Here is an 18,276-nt window from a genome sequence, read left to right on the forward strand (position 1 = left end):
AAAACATATATTATTTCTGATAACGCATCCTGCTGAAAGCATCGTGCTGGTGGATGCTTTCCTCGTTGCGGCATTCGAGTTCGAACCCTTTCACCCAGTCGAGTTCGACGAGGTCATAGGCAATGAGGCGGATGAGGTCTTCCACGAAACGCGGGTTTTCGTAAGCGCGTTCTGTGACCATCTTCTCATCCGTACGTTTCAGGATAGGATAGAGCTGTGAGGATGCATTGATTTCGAGCACTTCATACAGCTGTTCCCTGTGATCGTCCGGCAGTTCTTTCTCCGGGTCGATATCGAGCAGTACTTTTACATAACCGCGCTGGTTATGTGCACTGTATTCACTGATTCCTTTTGAACACGGGCAGAGTGTCGTAACCATGGCCGTCATGCCGAGCTGCTTGCGGGTGGTGCCTGATTCGCCGATTTCCAGCGAGTATTTCACATCGGCATGCGCCATGCCGGAAAGCTGTGTATGTGGGCTCTGTTTCGCAAAATACCATTTGCCGTCTGCTGTAACTTCCGCGGATTCCTGGTCCATGCGGTCGCGCAGCGTGCCGAGCACAGTCTCAAGTGTTCCGAAGTCGAGTCTGACACCGCCGTCATTCTGGGTTTCGAGGGATTCGAGGATCCGGCTCATGTTGATGCCTTTTTCGTTCTTCCTCAAGCTTGTAGCGAGCTCGAAATTGCCGACGGACTGGAAGTCCCCGATCACTACAGGGTAGCTGAGATTATTGATCCCCACCGAATCCACTTCGAATAAAAAGTCTTTTTTCGAGCTTTGGAGGTCCACCATGAGCTCTTTCTCTATTGGCTTGGTTCCTTCGACGGGGTCGACGGAACCGAAATGTTTAAAGCGTCCTTCTCGTGTCGTAAGGTCCAGTTCTTCCATGCTTCTACTCCTTAATCTATATCATAACTGTAGAATGTTTCATATTTCATCCACATGTCGCGAGCATCCTGCCCTTCCTGCGTATCGGCAGCAAGGGACTTGAGCAGGGGGCCGGTCTGTGATGCATGGGCTGCCATGATCTTCTCTTTACGCTCCTGGTAGCCGTCTATATCTATAATGATATCGGGTTCTCCGAGATCATTCAACGTGTTATTGCTGAAAGCCACAAGCTGAAGCGCCGGACGGGCGTCCTCCGGCATTTCTTTCACTGCTTCAATAACAGCCTCAGCCGTCGCTTCATGATCGGGGTGGACAGAATAGCCCGGATAGAATGTGATGATTCTGGAGGGTTCCAGTTCGTCAATCAGATCCTTCATCACACCTTTCAGATGCCCCGGCTCTTCAAATTCCAGTGTTTTGTCGCGGTAGCCGAGCAGACGCAGGTCAGTCAGACCGATCAGGCGGGCACTTTCCTCGACTTCCCTTTTGCGGATCGAGTGCAGCGATTCCCTCGTTGCGAACGGAGGATAACCCAGGTTGCGCCCCATATCGCCGAAGGTCAGGCATGCGTACGTTACAGGCACGCCCATATCCACATACTGGCTCATCGTTCCGCTGACCCCGAACGCTTCATCGTCCGGGTGTGGAAATACGACGAGAACTTGTCTTTCCTTTTCCATCACGCTTCCTCCTATTTAAAGAACTCCCCGGTCGAAATCTCAAGTGCACTGGCGAGTTTGCCGTCATAGTTGAAGCCGTGCATGATGAATTCATCATTGTCGTTCACTTCAAAATGGGTGAGCCCGAGGACATAAATCCATCCGCCGTTGTCCAGTTTGAGGCCGACGCGGAATTCACCGTTGTCACCGCCGCGGATTGCGCCCTGGCTGAAAACGACCTGCACGTTCCTCATGAACATCCCGGCGTTGAACACCCTCTCGTCCATATGGGAGGCATACATGCCGCTCGTCACTTCAACGTGGACGTACACTTTCTCATCCTGATACCGGTTCAATAAAGTCTGTACTTCTTCGCGATTGATCTTTTCCATAAATGATGACGCTCCTTAAAATGATCCATAGAAAAGAGATAGGCAAGCTATCTCTTCCCGTTCTATATCGTTTCGTCCTGCACGTCGATCTTTTCTACGGTGTTCGCGGCACCGTGGCGGACAACACCGACATGTTCGTTCATCTTCCAGCCGTTCTTGATGGCGGAGGTGACGAAGGCTTTCGCGTTCTGGATCGCTTCAAGGGGCGCCTGTCCGTTCGCAAGGTTCGCCGTGATGGCTGCCGCAAAAGTACAGCCGGCACCATGGTTGTAGGAAGCATCGATCTTATCGCTCGTCAGCATGTGGAACGTGTCACCGTCATAATAGACATCGACCGCCTTTTCCCCTTCGATTTCCGAGCCACCCTTGATGATGACATGTTTTGCGCCTTTTTCGTGGATGACTTCTGCACATTTCTTTGCAGCATCAAGTGTTTTCGGTGTCTTATATCCCGCAAGCTGCCCGGCTTCGAAAAGGTTCGGAGTAACCACTGTCGCATGCGGCAGGAGATGTTCGACCATCGCATCGACGAGCCCCGGGTTCAGCACTTCGTCGTCCCCTTTGCAGACCATGACCGGGTCGATGACGAAATGTTCTGCATCGCTGTTCAGGAATGCATTCTTGCTTCGCTCGATGACCTCTTCGGAAGGGAGCATGCCCGTTTTGATGGCGTCAGGTGAGATGGACAGCGCCGTCTCAAGCTGTGCATCGACAACATCAAGAGGAATCGGATTCACACCGTGGGACCAGGTTTCAGGGTCCATGGTCACAATGGTGGTGAGGGCTGTCATGCCGTATGTTTCATGTTCCTGGAAAGTTTTCAGATCTGCCGCGATACCGGCACCGCCGCTGGTGTCGGAGCCGGCAATTGTAAGGGTTTTTTTAAGTGCCATAGGAAATTTCCTCCAATATGATTAATAACAATATTCTACTATAATAAACGCCGTATTTCTAGAGACATGCCTGATGTAATGGTATAATCGAACTTTAGACAGAGGTGATATTCAATGGAATGGAAAGATGTCTTCAGATCGATAAAAGAAGCGCATGATTTCAGCGGGCTGGAGGCGGAACTGGAAGAAAGATATGCAAGCGGAAAAGTGTTTCCGCCCCGCGACCAGATATATACAGCCTTCGAACTGACGTCGTTTGAGAATGTGCGTGTTGTGATTCTCGGACAGGACCCGTATCACGGTGAACGCCAGTCGCACGGCCTCGCCTTTTCCGTGAACGAGGGTGTGAAGATTCCGCCGTCATTAAGGAATATCTACAAGGAGCTTGAGAGCGACCTCGGCATCGTCCGGGAAGGCGGCAGCCTGAAGGACTGGGCGAGAGAGGGCGTCCTATTGCTCAATACCGTGCTGACTGTGGAGGCAGGTGAGGCACACTCCCACAGGAAACTGGGCTGGCAGCCGTTTACTGATGACATCATCAGACATGTATCGGATGATCTGGAAAACGTTGTTTTCATACTCTGGGGAAAACCCGCACAGCAGAAGGAAAAGCTGATTGACAAGGACAAGCATCTCGTCATCAAATCGGTGCATCCGAGTCCCTTGTCTGCAAGCCGCGGCTTTTTCGGCACGGAGCCGTTCAGCCGGACGAACGATTATCTGGTGGAGCACGGACGTGAACCGGTCGACTGGAGTGAGAAGAAATGAAGCAGCAGATCATAGCAGAACTGAAGCAGGAACTTCACCGTATGGAAGTGTCGAGCCAGCCGCATGAATTCGACAAGCATCTGTATGCAATGGAGCGGCTGATAGGCCTTCTGAAACAGGACAACAGTGCAGCTGTCCCACCTGTGGCACCGGCCTCCCGGCAGGACCCGGCCAGCATGAGCGCAGATGACAGGGAAATGCTCCGCATGATGGGCGGAAGCGCAGAAGGGCACAGGGACAGTCCAAGGCGGTCAGAACAGATTCCGGCGGAAACACTCGATACGGACGACGGATTCGGTAACGGGGATTCACTTTTCGATTTTTAACAAACTGGTATCAAAGGAGAAGACGGAATGAAGCTATTCATAATATTCGGTGCAGTGAACGCACTGATTTCTGTTGCGCTCGGTGCCTTCGGCGCGCACGGCCTCGAAGGCAAGATCAGCGAACACTATATGGGCGTATGGGAAAAAGCGGTGCAGTATCAGATGTACCACGCACTCGGTCTGCTGGCAGTCGGCATACTGATGCAGATCACAAATGCACCGCTGCTTGGTGCCTCCGGCTGGCTGATGCTGCTCGGCATCATATTCTTCAGCGGTTCACTGTATATACTCGCGGTCAGCGGCATTTCCATACTGGGCGCCATCACTCCGATCGGCGGCGTGCTGTTCCTCGCCGGCTGGGTATGCCTGATCATCGGCATCCTGAAGATCTAAGCCGGATGGTGGTGTGATTATTTCAAAAAAAGGTGGTTTCAGACACTATCTGACAGTATTCCTGCTGATCATGGCTGTCTTTCTGGCAGGGAAGGGGATTATCAACCTCGTCATGACACAGACAATCAGCATAGCTGAGATACTGGCGATGCTCGGACTGCTCCTGGCTTTGGCAGTGTACATGGACAACAGGCTGAAGAAGAAAAAAGCGCAGAAGAAAAGAAAATGATATATGTATCAGAACCCCGCTACGGCGGGGTTCTTTTATTTTCCAAAAAAACTTATGATGCAGGGTTTACAATTTCCACCACAATGGTATATACTTATATACATAACTATATAAGCAGATGAGAGGGCGTGGTGATTTGAGTGGACAGCTGAATGACCGCAAACCGATTTTTGAGCAGATCAAAGACTGGATCAGCGACCAGATCATTAGCGGGACATTGAAGGAGGATGACAGGGTCCCTTCAACCAATGAGATTGTACAGTTCTATAAAGTCAACCATCTGACGGTGGCCAAAGGTGTCAACCAGCTGGTGGACCAGGGCGTAATCTACAAAAAGAGGGGTGTCGGCATGTTTGTTGCACCGGATGCAAAGAAGAAACTGATGGGAGAAAGGAAGCAGAATTTCAAGGAGGAATACTTGAAACCAATGATGGACGAAGCGCGCAAGCTTGGGCTGACAGATCAGGAAATCAGTCAGCTCATAACCGAAATGAAAGGGAGTGATGCGGATGAATAGTGTGCTGAAACTTGAAAAGGTGTCCCTGGATATCAAAAAGGATAATATATTGGAAGACATTTCCGTTGAGATGGAAACAGGGAAAATATACGGCCTTATCGGCCGCAACGGGGCAGGCAAGACGTCAATACTGTCGCTGGTTGCATCGTTCAGGAAACCGACAAAAGGGACCCTGACCATCGACGGTGTGGACCCGTATGAAAATGAAAAGCTGATGCCGAAAGTCGATTTCCTGTACGAAGTGGACTACTCGGACGAGTATGATACTGCCGGAAAGATGTTCAGAATGACAAAAAGGTATAAAGTGGATTTCGATATGGATTATGCGCTGGAATTGATGGAAGGGTTCGGCGCACCGGTGGACAAGGCGCTCCATAAGATGTCAAAAGGCCAGCAGGCGGCGGTCAATGCGGCAATCGGGCTTGCATCGGGTTCGCAGGTGACGATATTCGATGAAGTGACAAACGGCATGGATGCACCATCCAGGGAATATTTCTATAGACAGGTGCTTGCAGCGAAGGAGAAGAGTTCGAGGATCTTCATCCTCTCGACACACATCGTGTCTGAGATGGACTACCTGTTCGATGAAGTGATCATCGTGCATCACGGCAGAGTGACACTGCAGGAACCGCTCGATGTACTGCTCGAACGCGGCTTCAGGGTGAGCGGGCCGGAGGAGAAGGTGGCGCAGTTCACAGCAGGTAAAGAACTGCTGTCGACAGAACGCCTCGGACCGATCCGTTCCGACATGGTGCTCGGCCGGTTGAGTGAAGCGGAACTTCAGGAGATTGACAGGCTGTATCTCGATATAAGCACAGTGAAGCTGCAGGATCTCTTCATCAGACTCACAGAAGACAAGGAGGGTGTGGAATGAGTGGAAAATCAGGTCTTGCCACAACGGATTATTCGAAGGAATTCGGCAAATGGAGCCTGTGGTATATACCGATATTCGCCCTGGTCTACATCATTATGAATGTATTCATAAGGGAACCGGAACTGAATGACATGTCATTCTTTGCCATGGCTCTGTCAGCCAACAGGATATATATGCTGGTGCTCGGGATACTGGCGGCATACACCTTCCTCGAGTGGTCGCTGAACCTCGGGCTGACGCGGAAGATCTTCTTCCGGGCAATGGTGGCGGCAGGAGTCATCGTCACTTTATTCGTAACGGTGGTTACAGCGGCCATATCATTCGTGTTCGGCCTCATGCCGTGGTTCGGCACGGGTATTCCGGACGTGCCGGGAGGTACGGAAACAATCGTGCATGTGGGCGGATACATGCTGTCGACACTGCTTTACTTCCTCGGCGGCTTTCTGATCAGTGTGGGATTCTACCGTGGATTCGTTCCGGGGATGAGCGCGGTGGTCCTGAATGTCATCCTGTTCATGGCAACGGATGTGCTGTGGTCGAGGGATGAGGGCGCTGCCGGCTTTCCGGCCATCGATTCCCTGGATCTCATGACTGGTATGAGCATGTGGGCGGTGGCGGCTGTCACCCTTGCCGTTCTCGCCGTTGTATGTGCAGCTCTTTATTATATGATCCGGAACATTCCCGTCAAGATCAAATAGGCATGAAAAAACCCGGTCCACTGGACCGGGTTTTTATATCATTTACGTCCGCCTTTATTGCGGTTTCTTATTTTTCTGATCAAAAAAGGCAGTGCCATGTATATGATTCTTCTGATCAATCGGCCCATCGTGATTCCTCCCGCTTTGGTTTTGTTTACTTATAACCGAATCTGGAAGGCTTAAAACCACCGGTATTACTGGAAGAAAGCCGGAAGTTCTTCAGCCGGCAGGTGGACACCTACGAAAAAGTCACCGAACTCGCCGTAGCGTGCGGATACTTCATCGAATCTCATCTCATAGATCAGTTTCTTGAACTGGATCATGTCATCAGAGAACAAAGTGACTCCCCACTCATATTCATCGAGACCGACGGAGCCGGTGATGAACTGTTTGACCTTGCCTGCGTAGCCGCGGCCGATCATGCCGTGTGAATACATGAGTTCACGGCGTTTTTCCATATCGAGCATGTACCAGTTGTCGTTGCCTTCGCGGCGTTTGTCCATCGGATAGAAGCAGATGTAGCGTGATTTCGGCACTTCAGGGTAGAGGCGCTTTCTCACATGTTCGTTCTGGTATGGATCTTCATCGGAATCTTTCGCAAGATAGTTGCTGAGTTCGATGACGGAAACGTATGAATAGGATGGAATCAGGAAATCGCTGATGGCGAGTTTGTTGAATTCCAGCTCCAGTGTATTGAGTTCGTCGATCGTCGGACGGAGCATCCAGAGGATCAGGTCAGCTTTCTGGCCGGTGATATTGTAGAAAGAGTAGCTGCCTTCTTTTTTCTGATGCACTTCTTCCTGACGTTCCAGGAAACTTTGAAGTTCTGTGACCATCTTGTTCATTTCTTCCGGTTCGAGAAGGCGGAGTGATGGCCAGTCTACGTTATAAAGAAGGTGAAGGCTGTACCAGCCATCCAGTGTTTGTGCTGCTTCATTCATTCAAAATCTCTCCTTTTATATTGTCACATTCAATTCTACTACTAAAGAAAACGTTTTAAAAGCGGATGGGGATGAAATAATGTGTCGAAAAGAGTATAATATGGCATGTGTACAGGCTAACCAAGGAGGATATTATGAGTAACTTTTTAAACAATCTCAAATCTAACCTGGAAGGTAAAAATGTAAAAATCGTTTTCCCTGAAGGTACAGACAAAAGAATCTTGACAGCAGCTGTCGAACTCGCGGCAACAACATACGTGAATCCGATTGTACTCGGTGACAAAGAGGCGGTCGAGGGACTGGCGAAGACAGAAAACCTGGATATCAGCGCTCTTGAGCTGATCGACCCCAAAGTTTGTGAACATAAAGCTGAGCTTGCAGAATCATTCGTTGAACGCCGCAAGGGCAAAGTCACGCACGAGCAGGCGGATGATATTTTGAATGATGTGAACTATTTCGGTACGATGCTGGTCTATACCGGCCGTGCTGCCGGTCTTGTTTCCGGCGCAGTTCATTCTACACCGGATACGGTGCGTCCTGCGCTCCAGATCATCAAGACGAAACCGGGCGTCTCCCGCACGAGCGGCGTGTTCTTCATGCTCCGTGAAGACGAGCTCTATGTGATGGGGGATTGCGCAATCAATCCTGAACTCAATGCGGAAGAGCTGGCGGAAGTCGCAGTAGAGACGGCCAAGACCGCCGAAAGCTTCAGTATGGATCCGCGCGTCGCATTGCTCAGCTTCTCCACAAGAGGTTCCGCCAAAACAGAAGAGACGGAAAAAGTGAAACTTGCAGCGCAGTACGCCAAAGAAAAACTGCCGGACACACCGATCGATGGTGAACTTCAGTTTGACGCGGCGTTCGTTCCAAGTGTCGCTGAGAAGAAAGCACCGGGTTCTGAACTGGAAGGCCGTGCAAACGTCTTCGTGTTCCCTTCCCTCGAAGCGGGCAACATCGGGTACAAGATTGCACAGCGCCTCGGCGGCTTTGAAGCATACGGCCCGATCCTTCAGGGTTTGAACCAGCCGGTGAACGATCTCTCCCGCGGCTGTTCAAAAGACGAAGTGTTTAACCTCGCACTCTTCACGGCAACACAGGCTTTGACCCAGAACAATGGATAAACTGTTCGGCGGACGCTGGCAGTATGTGCCGATTGAAGCGGCAAACCATCCGTACCAGTCCTTTGCAATCGATGATCTGCTGCAGGAAATGGTGACGGCGGACGGCATCCCGAAAATGCGTGCATGGGTCCATGATCCGTACATCATTCTCGGACTGCATGATGCAAGGCTGCCCTATCTGGAGGACGGACTGAAATTCCTTGAAGACTCCGGGTATGACTATATACTGCGGAACAGCGGCGGCCTCGGCGTAGTGCTGGATGACGGGGTGCTGAACGTCTCACTCATCCTGCCGAAATCCGCCGCACCACAGATTGATGACGGCTATGAACTGATACTCGGGATGGTGCGGGCGGCGTTTCCCGATGCCCCGGTCGAGGCTTATGAAATCGTGAACAGCTACTGTCCCGGCAGTTACGACCTCAGCATCGGCGGCCGGAAATTCGCCGGCATCTCCCAGCGGAGGATCCGCCAGGGCATCGCAGTCCAGATCTACCTGTGTGTGAGCGGCAGGGGCAGTCTCCGCGCTGAAATCATGCGCGACTTCTATCGACTGAGCAAGGCGGATGACATTACACGCTTCACCTACCCCGACGTCCACCCCGAAGACATGGCCTCCTTGAACGAGCTGCTCGATGAAAACTTCAGGGTGGAGGACGTCCTGCGCAGGATGAAAGGCGTCATCGGAAGTTCCGGCGGCACATTGGAAGATCTGCCGGGACTCACAGAAGGACAGCGGGAAAGATATGACGGCTTTCTGAAACGTATGAAACAGCGGAATGAGAAAATCAGGGCGGAAAAAGATGATGAGATCTTCCCCGGCCTGTAATCATATTTGTGGTGGACCGGTTTCCCGAGGGAGGCCGGTTTTTATTGTGGAGGCGGGTGTCGTTGCATCAGTGATATTTTCCGATGAGGTACGGTGTGGAGGCACTGTCTCTTATTCTCGATCTGTAATCGACGACAAGAGAACGGCCTTGCTTATTATCGAAGTTGAATCGGTGATAAGAGAAGCACCTCTCTTATCATTGATCTGAAAACATTAATAGGAGACCTGTACCCTCTTATCCTCGATCTGTGATCGACGACAAGAGAACGCCCTGCCTTATCTTCAATCCGAAATCGATGATAAGCGCCACACTCTCCTTGTGCCCCTCCCGCAACCGCTACCAGGGTTTAACCTCCTTTTCTGCGGGAATATGAACAAGAAAAAGGGGCTGGAATGATATGGCTGATGAAAGAAAAGATAGAATGACGACTGAAGAGGAGGAACGGGAGCTGTCCCGCCGCAAAAAGGATGAGGAAAGCGGTCCGCATGATGAAGTGAAGGAAGACGTGCCGCCGGACAGTCCGCCGGTCGATGAGCAGAAGAATGAGCTGGAGCGTGAAAGGGACGTTCAGAAACAGGAGACGAGGAAGGAAGATCTCTACAGCGATAAGGATGAATGATCTTCCGAACCCTGTGACAGCAGGGATAAGAACCGGTTGCCTATTCTTTCGGCAACCGGTATTTATATGATATTATAGCAGTATGCAGGAGGGCAGCGGAATGATGATAAGTGAATACGGCAACAAACAACTGACAGAGGAAAAAGTTTTCAAAGATCCAGTGCACCGGTATATTCATGTCCGCGATCAGGTCATCTGGGACCTGATAAAGACGAAGGAGTTCCAGAGGCTGAGGCGCATCAAGCAGCTCGGCACGCTGTATCTTGCCTTCCATTCCGCGGAGCACTCAAGGTTCAACCATTCCCTCGGCGTATACGAAATCGTCCGCCGCATGGTCGTGAACTTCCGGGAGTTCGAGGAATGGGACAATGATGACCGTCTGCTCGCACTTTGCGCGGCACTGCTCCACGACCTCGGGCACGGCCCGTTTTCCCACTGTTTTGAGACAATCTTCGATACGGATCATGAGGAGTTCACCCGCAAGATCATACTCGGCAACACGGAAGTGAATGCCGTGCTGAAGAGGGTGGGCATCGATTTCCCGCTGGAAGTCGCACAGGTGATCGACAAGACGCATGAAAACAAGCTGGTCATCAGCATGATCTCCTCCCAGATAGACGCGGACCGCATGGACTATCTCCAGCGCGATTCGTACTACACGGGTGTCAGCTATGGTAATTTCGACATGGAGCGCATACTCCGTGTGATGCGCCCGTCAAAGGACGAGGTGATCATCAAGGACAGCGGCATGCACGCAGTCGAGGATTACCTGATGAGCCGCTATCAGATGTACTGGCAGATCTACTTCCATCCGGTCTCAAGGGGTGGGGAGGTGCTCTTGAACCTGGCGCTCCGGCGTGCGAAATACCTCCATGAAGAGGGTTATGTGTTCAAGCAGGCGCCGAAGTATTTCATTCCGTTCTTCGACGGGACCCTCACGGTTCATGACTATTTGAGGCTCGATGAAATGGTGGTCAACTTCTACCTCCAGGAGTGGATACATGAAGATGACGAAGTGCTCTCCGACCTGTCGCACCGTTTCGTGAACAGGGACCTGTTCAAATACCTGCCGTTCGACGGTTCGATCATCACGATCACCGAAATCGAAGAGCTGTTCCGAAAAGGCGGGGTGGATCCCGAGTATTATTTCTTCAGCGATTCCTATTCGGACCTGCCTTACGATTACGACCGGCCGGGGTCGAAGAGCAACCGCCGGCCGATCCATCTCCAGAAGAGGAACGGCGAACTGAAGGAGATCAGCAGCCAGTCTGCGATCATACACAGCATTACAGGCATGCACCGCATGGATTCGAAACTTTATTATCCGAAAGAGAAAATACTTCAGATTGAAGACCCCGAAGTGAAGGGGCAGATCATCAATCTGCTGAATGAATTGGCATAGGAGCATGATAATATGGCAAATGAATCTGAAAACAAAAAACCGGGGTTCCAGTTCAACATCATAAAGGATGATCCGCTGACCGGCCATAAGGGCCAGAATATCGGATCCATCAGTCTGGAGAATATCGCCCCTGTCTATATAGATATCGATACGCAGGAGACCTTCATCGACATGGCCGGCCTCCATGCCCGCGCCGAAGTTGAAAAGCGTGTGAAATGGGTGGCGAACAAGTCCGAAGTCGAAGGGGACGGCCAGAAGGAATACTGGATCGTCTGGGTGGCTGTGGAACGCAAGGATATCGGACCGGTGTATGCCGGTGTCGCAGCATGCTACCAGATGGTCAATAAAGAGCGCCGCCGCGGCTATAAGATGATGCATGAGCATGTCAATATGCTGGACCGGGCGATGAAGGGCAAGATTGACGTCGGCATGATGGATGAGGCAAGCAAAAGTTCACTGAAAAAATTCCTCCAGAATCACAATATGGAGATATGGGAGAATTCGCGAGAATTGAAAGAAATATTGGAAAATCACTAATTGTGACGTTATTGTGTCAAAGTCATAAAAACATTGCAGATTTTTACATTGAAATATAGAATTGTATATAGTTATGCATCTGTATAACTAGGACACTGTGGGCAGGAGGAATCCTGTCCACTTTTTTTATGCATCAATTGCTGAAAAGCCTCATATATAAATGTTCGGGCTTTCTGATTATGTTATAATTTAGCTTACTTGAAGGTGATCATATGGACAGGAAACATTCACAATTCAAACTGCGGCAGACGGTGGATATGAACGGTGAGAAGAAGCGGTTCCGGCAGGATCTTGACGTCGAGTTGATCGAACGGAAGGACAGGTATTACCGGTACACGGAAAAGCTCGATGAACATGAGATGGATGTCGTGCTCCGCGCAGGCGACGGGTTCGTCAAGATCCAGCGGCGCGGCGTGATCAACATGAATTTTCATTTTGAAGAAGGCCGTACGACGGAAACTTTTTATGAATCCCCGGCAGGAAAGCATCTTTTCCGGATCTATACGACCCGGCTGGATGTGGGTGACGGACTGGTGGATATCGAATACAATCTGATCGAGGACGGAACAGTCATAGGGAATTATCATTACAAATTAGAGAAAGTGGGATAGATGATGGATCTGAAACAGCATTTGAAAACTTCAATTGAAAAAGCAGTCGAAAAATCCGGCCTTGTTGAAGAGGTGCCGCCGGTAAAAGTGGAAGTGCCGAAGGATAAGGCGAACGGGGATTTTTCCACAAACATCGCCATGGTGCTCACAAAACAGGCGAAGCGCAATCCGCGTGAAATTGCCCAGGCGGTCATTGACAACCTGGATAAAGACGGAGCACAGGTGAAATCCGTCGATATCGCCGGACCCGGATTCATAAACTTCAAAATGGAGGAGGCATCCCTCACAGGCATCATCGCCAAAGTGCTTGAGGAAAAAGAGCGTTTCGGCAGTACTGTACGTGAAAATGCAGAAAAGATCCTGATTGAGTTCGTAAGTGCGAATCCGACCGGCGATCTCCATATCGGGCATGCGCGCAATGCGAGTGTCGGGGATACGCTCTCAAATGTGATGGCGTTTGCCGGGTATGACGTCGAACGCGAATATTACATCAACGATGCCGGAAACCAGATCCACAACCTCGCACTGTCCATCGAAGCGCGCTACCTGGAGGCGCTCGGACAGGAGCTCGACATGCCGGAGGACGGATACAACGGCAGAGACATAAAAGTGATCGGGGAGAAACTTGCCAAGGAATCACCGGAATATGCGGATCAGCCGCACGAAGCGCGTGTGGCGAAATTCCGTCAGCTCGGCGTGGATTACGAAATGGAGAAGCTCCGCCAGGACCTCTCCGATTTCAATGTCCATTTCGACAACTGGTTCAGTGAAACGTCCCTCTATGAAAAAGGGGAAGTCGAGGAAGCGCTCGGCAAGATGACGGACAACGGCTATACGTTCGAGGAGGATGAAGCCCTGTGGCTCAGAACGACGGATTTCGGCGACGACAAGGACCGCGTGCTTCGCAAGAGCGACGGCACCTACACCTACCTCATGCCGGACATCGCCTATCACTATGACAAGGTGGAGCGCGGCTTTGACAGGCTCATCAACCTTTTCGGGGCGGACCACCATGGTTACATCAAGCGTTTGAAAGGATCACTCGGGGCGCTCGGTGAAGACCCGGAAACTTTGGAAATCCAGATCATGCAGATGGTGCGCCTGATTGAAAACGGCGAGGAAGTGAAGATGTCGAAGCGTACAGGCAAGGCGATCACGCTCCGCGACATCATCGAAATGATTGGTGTGGATGCGAGCCGCTACTTCCTGGCTATGAGAAGCCCGGACACACACTTTGATTTCGATCTTGAGCTTGCGAAATCGGAATCCAGCGACAACCCTGTCTATTATGCACAGTATGCACATGCCCGCATCTGCTCGATACTGCGTCAGGCGAAAGAGCGTGGGTATGATGTGGACGGGGGTGTAAACGTCGATGTGATCGTTAACGATCAGGCGCTGGAACTGCTCAAGAAACTCGGGGGCTTCCCGGATGTGGTGCAGGGGGCGGCGGACAGCCGCGCCACAAACCGCATACCGAACTATATCCAGGAACTTGCCGGACTTTTCCATAAATTTTACAATGCAGACAAAGTCCTCACTGACGACAAGGAGAAGACACTCGCCTATCTGGCGATGATCGAGGCAGTGAGGCAGACTCTCGAGAATGCGCTCGGTCTGATCGGTGTGAGTGCACCGGAAAGGATGTAGCGTCCAATCCCCCGCAGCAAGCGGGGGATTATTTTTAAAAGGGGAGTGGGAATGAATGGATCGTATGAAAGGAATACTGATGATTGCCGCTTTGCTCCTGATGGCTGCCTGCAGTCCGGCGGAAGAAGGGGACGGGACCCGCATCGTATCGCTCATGCCGAGCAACACGGAAATCATTGCTGAACTGGGTCTTGAGGATGCCCTTGTCGGCGTGACGACCGAAGATGACCATCCGGAATCGGTGGCGGACGACGGGGACCTTTCGAAGCTGGATACATTCGAGCTTGATGAAGAGCAGCTCATCGGCCTCGAGCCAACACATATCGTCGCCCATGAAGCTTCGGCCGGCATGCATCGGGAGCTGCTGGACCGTGTGGCGGAAACGACGGGGGCGGAAGTGCTGACGGTGGAAGAAGCCCGCGACATCGAGGGGATCTATGAATCCATCAGACAGATCGGATCGTTCTTCAGTGTGGAGGAGGATGCCGAGGATGTGATCAGCGGCATCGCCCGGGACCTCGGCGATCTCAAGGGGCAGTACAGCGATGAAGAGACCCGCCGGGCATTCATCCATATTTCGGATCAGCCTGAAATATATACGGCCGGGGGCGGGACATTCATGGATGATGCCCTCTCCTGGATCAATGTGGGGAACGCGTTTGATGATATGGAGGGCTATCCGGCCGTGAGCGCTGAAGATATAGTGGAAAGGAATCCGGATGTGCTTGTTTCCGTAATGGGGCTTGACGATGAAGCACTCGGACGCTCCGTCAGCGATACGCCGGGGTTGCAGGATATGGCCATCAGCGACCCCGGAAACCAGTGCAACATCGATCCGGACCTGCTGACCCGTCCGGGTCCGAGAATTGCGGAAGGACTCAGGCAGACGGCCGAGTGCGTGTATGAATAGACACATCATCATCCTGCTGGCTGTCATCCTCATGACAGCCACGGCCAGTGTGTTTGCCGGGTCCGCCTCTTTAGAAGCTCTGGACGGTGACCAGCTCATGAGCATCGTCTTCGGCATCAGAGTACCCCGCATACTGTTCGCATTCGTCCTCGGTGCCGCGCTTGCCATGAGCGGCGCGGTCTTCCAGATCGTTCTGAGGAACCCGATGGCGGACAGTTTCACACTGGGCATGGCAAACGGTGCGGTGCTCGGCAGCGCCCTCGTTGTCGTCCTTGCCCTTCCTTTGTATCTGCAGCCGGTGATGAGCATCATATGCGGAATCGCCGGCCTGCTGGTCGTCCTTGCCGCCGCCCGCCGGATAGATGCCGGATACCGGCCTGAAACGCTGATCATAACGGGAGTGCTGCTCGGTGCAATGCTCTCCGGCATACTGTATATACTTGTACTCATCCAGCCCGATAAGACGGAGTCCATCGCCAGGTACATGTTCGGCTCGATGGCCGGGGCCACATACGGAGACGCCCTGGTGACCGCTGTACTTACAGCAGTATCCGGAACCATCGTCCATAAATACGGCAGGCAGCTGGACCTGCTCAATCTCGGGGACGTGCGGGCATTCAGCCTCGGCGTGAATACTGCACGGCTGCGGGTACTGCTCCTTGCCGCGGCGTCCATCCCGCCGCTCGTGGCAATCAGTTTCAGCGGCATCATAGCGCTTGTGGGCATCATCGTCCCGCAGATGATCCTCTATTTCAAACCCCTGTTGTTCAGACCGCTCCTGCTTCTGTCCTGCCTGTACGGCGGGCTCTATGTACTGTTCATCGACACGATCGGGCGCACGCTTCTTGCCCCCGTGCAAATACCGACGGGGGTCATGGTGATGGTTTCGGCAGTGCCGCTCTTCATATTCCTGATGCAGAAACGGGTATTGGCCCATAGACAGTAGTGCTTAAGGCGGGAAAATTGGATAACCTCGTGATAAACTGGATGAAAAGACTGAAACTTTCAGTCTTTTCTTAATTTAGGGGGGATGCATGATGAAGAACAAAGTCGAAATCGGGGACATTTACAAAATCAGCTCCGTTTCATCACCGGCAATCGTGCCGGGGACGGGGGCCGTCACCTATCTTGTAACGACGCTTGATGAAGAGAAGAACGAATATCGGACGAATCTGTACCGCCATCATAATGGTGAGAACGTGCAGCTTACATACCAGCATGAACGTATTTCCAATGTGAGGCATTCGCCGGACGGCGCGGGCACTTTATTCATCGCCAAAGCAGAAGAAAAGCAGCAGGTATTCCTGCTCCGGGCCGCAGGCGGGGAACGGGAACAGCTGACCGAAGAGGCGGATGGTGTCACGAGCGCTGAATTTTCCAAAGACGGGAAATCGGTCCACTATCATGTCTCGATTGAGAAGGATGCAGAAGACCGGGCAGAAGATAAGAAAGATGAAAAGGACAGGAAGCCGGAGCCTGTCGTCATCGACCGGATGAAATACAAGGCCGACAGCCTCGGGCTGCTCAAAGAGAAGTACCAGGCTGTCAGAACAATCGACATCGCATCACGGGAAGTCACGACACTCCTGTCGGGCGAAGAGAACTTCACGCTTGTGGAGGCAGCCGGTGACGTTATGATCTATACGACTGACCGGAGCGACGAACCGGACTTCAATTTCAGCCAGAAACTGTATATGAAACAGGGGAAAGAGGTACCGGTGGAGATTGAAAAAGGCGAGGGGATCGTGCTGGATGCGGCGTTATCACCGGATGGTTCGAATCTCCTCATAACCCATATGGGGCGCGAGTTTGAGAATGCAACGCATGGCGTTATAATGCTGTACGATACAGCGTCGGGCACGCTGCAGGAGCTCACGGGGCAACTGGACAAGCCGGTCGGCGACTATGCAGCGGCAGACACGCAGCAGTCGGTGGAGATGGTGCCTGCAAAATGGGTTTCTGATGAACGCTTCGTCTTCGTCGTATCCGAAAACGGCAGTGTGAACCTGTACGGAGGGAACATTGACGGTGAAGTGAAACCGCTGCTCACCGGCAGGCATCACATCTACGGGATGGATGCAGAGGCTGATCATGCAATGCTAACCATATCAAGGCATGACTCGCCGGGTGAACTCTACAGGTTCGATTACGGCTCAGGAAACCTTGAAAAACTGACCGGCTTCAATAAGGAATATGAGGAGAATACAGAGCTTGCCGATCCGGAGGATATCCGTTTTGAAAGCGGCGACGGCACTGAAGTGCATGGCTGGTTCATGAAGCCGGCGAACTTTGATGAAGACGGGAAATACCCTGTCGTCACCAATATTCACGGCGGTCCGCATGCCTTCTACGCCAATACCTTCTTTCATGAGATGCAGGTGCTGTCCTCCCTCGGCTACGGAGTGCTTTTTGTGAATCCGCGCGGTTCCCACAGCTACTCGCAGGAGTTCGTGGATGCCGTGCGCGGCAACTACGGCGGCATCGACTATGAGGACATCATGGCAGGCGTCGACTGCATCACCGGGAAATACAGCTGGATCGACCGGGAGAACCTCGGGGTGACGGGCGGCTCGTACGGCGGTTTCATGACCAACTGGATCGTCGGCCATACGGACCGGTTCAAAGCGGCGGTGACACAGCGCAGCATATGCAACTGGGTGAGCTTCCGGGGTGTCTCCGATATCGGCTACTATTTCAGCGACTGGCAGATCAAGGCCGAGTTCAGTGATATCGATGCGATGTGGCACCATTCACCGATCAAATATGTGGATGATATCAAGACGCCGCTTCTGATCCTCCACAGTGAACGCGATTTCAGATGCCCGATGGAGCAGGCGGAACAACTGTACATCGCACTCAAGTATCAGAAAAAAGAAACACGGTTTGTACGCTTCCCGGATGCAGACCATAATCTGTCAAGGACAGGGAAGCCGAATCTCAGGGTGGAGCGGCTGAACCATCTCACGGAATGGTTCAAAGAGTATCTTGACTGATCCATCTCGGGGATTTCCCGGGAA

At 52.0% G+C, this 18,276-nt stretch carries 22 protein-coding genes; 17 read left to right on the forward strand and 5 right to left on the reverse strand.

The genetic code is table 11. From position 1 onward, the window contains the following. Positions 1–10: 10 nt before the first annotated feature. From folE2 to thiD, 4 genes are all read right to left on the reverse strand, one after another. The gene (folE2, locus tag WN59_RS04315) at positions 11–889 is read right to left on the reverse strand and encodes a GTP cyclohydrolase FolE2 (protein WP_046513199.1); all 879 of its coding nucleotides are present in this window, start codon (positions 887–889) and stop codon (positions 11–13) included. Between the two features lie 11 nt (positions 890–900). Next, a complete protein-coding gene (gene bshB2 / locus WN59_RS04320; RefSeq protein WP_046513205.1) occupies positions 901–1,569 on the reverse strand; it encodes a bacillithiol biosynthesis deacetylase BshB2 in 669 nt (222 codons plus the stop codon). A gap of 11 nt (positions 1,570–1,580) precedes the next feature. Next, a complete protein-coding gene (locus WN59_RS04325; protein ID WP_046513209.1) occupies positions 1,581–1,940 on the reverse strand; it encodes a DUF1806 family protein in 360 nt (119 codons plus the stop codon). A gap of 62 nt (positions 1,941–2,002) precedes the next feature. Then, a complete protein-coding gene (gene thiD / locus WN59_RS04330) occupies positions 2,003–2,833 on the reverse strand; it encodes a bifunctional hydroxymethylpyrimidine kinase/phosphomethylpyrimidine kinase (RefSeq protein ID WP_046513212.1) in 831 nt (276 codons plus the stop codon). Between the two features lie 114 nt (positions 2,834–2,947). On the opposite strand from thiD, the gene WN59_RS04335 reads away from it, so the two are divergent. The 7 genes from WN59_RS04335 to WN59_RS04365 all read left to right on the forward strand — a co-directional run bounded on the left by WN59_RS04335 (position 2,948) and on the right by WN59_RS04365 (position 6,638). Beyond that, entirely contained in the window at positions 2,948–3,601 is a 654-nt protein-coding gene (locus tag WN59_RS04335; protein ID WP_046513216.1) for a uracil-DNA glycosylase, read from the forward strand. Next, positions 3,598–3,927: a DUF5327 family protein gene (locus WN59_RS04340; RefSeq protein ID WP_046513218.1), complete on the forward strand. Its 330-nt coding sequence runs from the start codon at positions 3,598–3,600 to the stop codon at positions 3,925–3,927. Before WN59_RS04335 ends, WN59_RS04340 begins: the two co-directional genes overlap by 4 nt. 27 nt (positions 3,928–3,954) lie before the next feature. Beyond that, complete coding sequence (locus WN59_RS04345; protein ID WP_046513222.1) at positions 3,955–4,320, forward strand: DUF423 domain-containing protein; 366 nt, start codon at positions 3,955–3,957, stop codon at positions 4,318–4,320. A 13-nt stretch (positions 4,321–4,333) separates the two neighbouring features. After that, positions 4,334–4,549, forward strand: a complete 216-nt coding sequence (locus WN59_RS04350; RefSeq protein WP_046513226.1) for a hypothetical protein — start codon at positions 4,334–4,336, stop codon at positions 4,547–4,549. Between the two features lie 136 nt (positions 4,550–4,685). After that, complete coding sequence (locus WN59_RS04355; protein WP_046513230.1) at positions 4,686–5,066, forward strand: GntR family transcriptional regulator; 381 nt, start codon at positions 4,686–4,688, stop codon at positions 5,064–5,066. Beyond that, positions 5,059–5,940, forward strand: a complete 882-nt coding sequence (locus tag WN59_RS04360) for an ATP-binding cassette domain-containing protein (protein WP_046513233.1) — start codon at positions 5,059–5,061, stop codon at positions 5,938–5,940. The genes WN59_RS04355 and WN59_RS04360 overlap by 8 nt, the downstream gene beginning before the upstream one ends. Continuing rightward, the gene (locus WN59_RS04365; protein ID WP_046513237.1) at positions 5,937–6,638 is read left to right on the forward strand and encodes a hypothetical protein; all 702 of its coding nucleotides are present in this window, start codon (positions 5,937–5,939) and stop codon (positions 6,636–6,638) included. The genes WN59_RS04360 and WN59_RS04365 overlap by 4 nt, the downstream gene beginning before the upstream one ends. A 194-nt stretch (positions 6,639–6,832) precedes the next feature. Here the strand turns inward: WN59_RS04365 and hemQ are convergent, their stop codons facing one another. Further along, a complete protein-coding gene (gene hemQ, locus WN59_RS04370; protein WP_046513240.1) occupies positions 6,833–7,579 on the reverse strand; it encodes a hydrogen peroxide-dependent heme synthase in 747 nt (248 codons plus the stop codon). Between the two features lie 134 nt (positions 7,580–7,713). Between hemQ and pta the strand changes: the two genes are divergently transcribed. The 10 genes from pta to WN59_RS04420 all read left to right on the forward strand — a co-directional run bounded on the left by pta (position 7,714) and on the right by WN59_RS04420 (position 18,252). Next, positions 7,714–8,700 carry a phosphate acetyltransferase gene (pta, locus tag WN59_RS04375; protein WP_046513243.1) on the forward strand — a complete coding sequence of 329 codons (987 nt, stop codon included), beginning with the start codon at positions 7,714–7,716 and terminating at the stop codon, positions 8,698–8,700. Continuing rightward, complete coding sequence (locus tag WN59_RS04380) at positions 8,693–9,529, forward strand: lipoate--protein ligase family protein (protein WP_046513246.1); 837 nt, start codon at positions 8,693–8,695, stop codon at positions 9,527–9,529. The genes pta and WN59_RS04380 overlap by 8 nt, the downstream gene beginning before the upstream one ends. Positions 9,530–9,927: 398 nt before the next feature. Continuing rightward, complete coding sequence (locus tag WN59_RS04385; RefSeq protein WP_046513251.1) at positions 9,928–10,149, forward strand: hypothetical protein; 222 nt, start codon at positions 9,928–9,930, stop codon at positions 10,147–10,149. 100 nt (positions 10,150–10,249) lie between these two features. After that, positions 10,250–11,551 carry an HD domain-containing protein gene (locus tag WN59_RS04390; RefSeq protein WP_046513253.1) on the forward strand — a complete coding sequence of 434 codons (1,302 nt, stop codon included), beginning with the start codon at positions 10,250–10,252 and terminating at the stop codon, positions 11,549–11,551. 12 nt (positions 11,552–11,563) lie between these two features. Next, complete coding sequence (locus WN59_RS04395) at positions 11,564–12,088, forward strand: YwhD family protein (protein ID WP_046513257.1); 525 nt, start codon at positions 11,564–11,566, stop codon at positions 12,086–12,088. Between the two features lie 212 nt (positions 12,089–12,300). Continuing rightward, positions 12,301–12,699, forward strand: coding sequence for a DUF1934 domain-containing protein (locus WN59_RS04400; RefSeq protein WP_046513262.1), 399 nt, complete (start codon positions 12,301–12,303; stop codon positions 12,697–12,699). After that, positions 12,700–14,349 carry an arginine--tRNA ligase gene (gene argS, locus WN59_RS04405; protein WP_046513267.1) on the forward strand — a complete coding sequence of 550 codons (1,650 nt, stop codon included), beginning with the start codon at positions 12,700–12,702 and terminating at the stop codon, positions 14,347–14,349. Positions 14,350–14,404: 55 nt separating this feature from the next. Further along, positions 14,405–15,259, forward strand: coding sequence for a helical backbone metal receptor (locus WN59_RS04410; RefSeq protein WP_046513270.1), 855 nt, complete (start codon positions 14,405–14,407; stop codon positions 15,257–15,259). Next, positions 15,252–16,205: a FecCD family ABC transporter permease gene (locus WN59_RS04415; RefSeq protein WP_046513273.1), complete on the forward strand. Its 954-nt coding sequence runs from the start codon at positions 15,252–15,254 to the stop codon at positions 16,203–16,205. The genes WN59_RS04410 and WN59_RS04415 overlap by 8 nt, the downstream gene beginning before the upstream one ends. A 91-nt stretch (positions 16,206–16,296) precedes the next feature. After that, positions 16,297–18,252: a S9 family peptidase gene (locus tag WN59_RS04420; protein ID WP_046513277.1), complete on the forward strand. Its 1,956-nt coding sequence runs from the start codon at positions 16,297–16,299 to the stop codon at positions 18,250–18,252. The last annotated feature ends 24 nt before the right edge of the window (positions 18,253–18,276 follow it).

This window comes from Salinicoccus sediminis (genome assembly GCF_000986795.1).
Lineage (GTDB): Bacteria > Bacillota > Bacilli > Staphylococcales > Salinicoccaceae > Salinicoccus > Salinicoccus sediminis.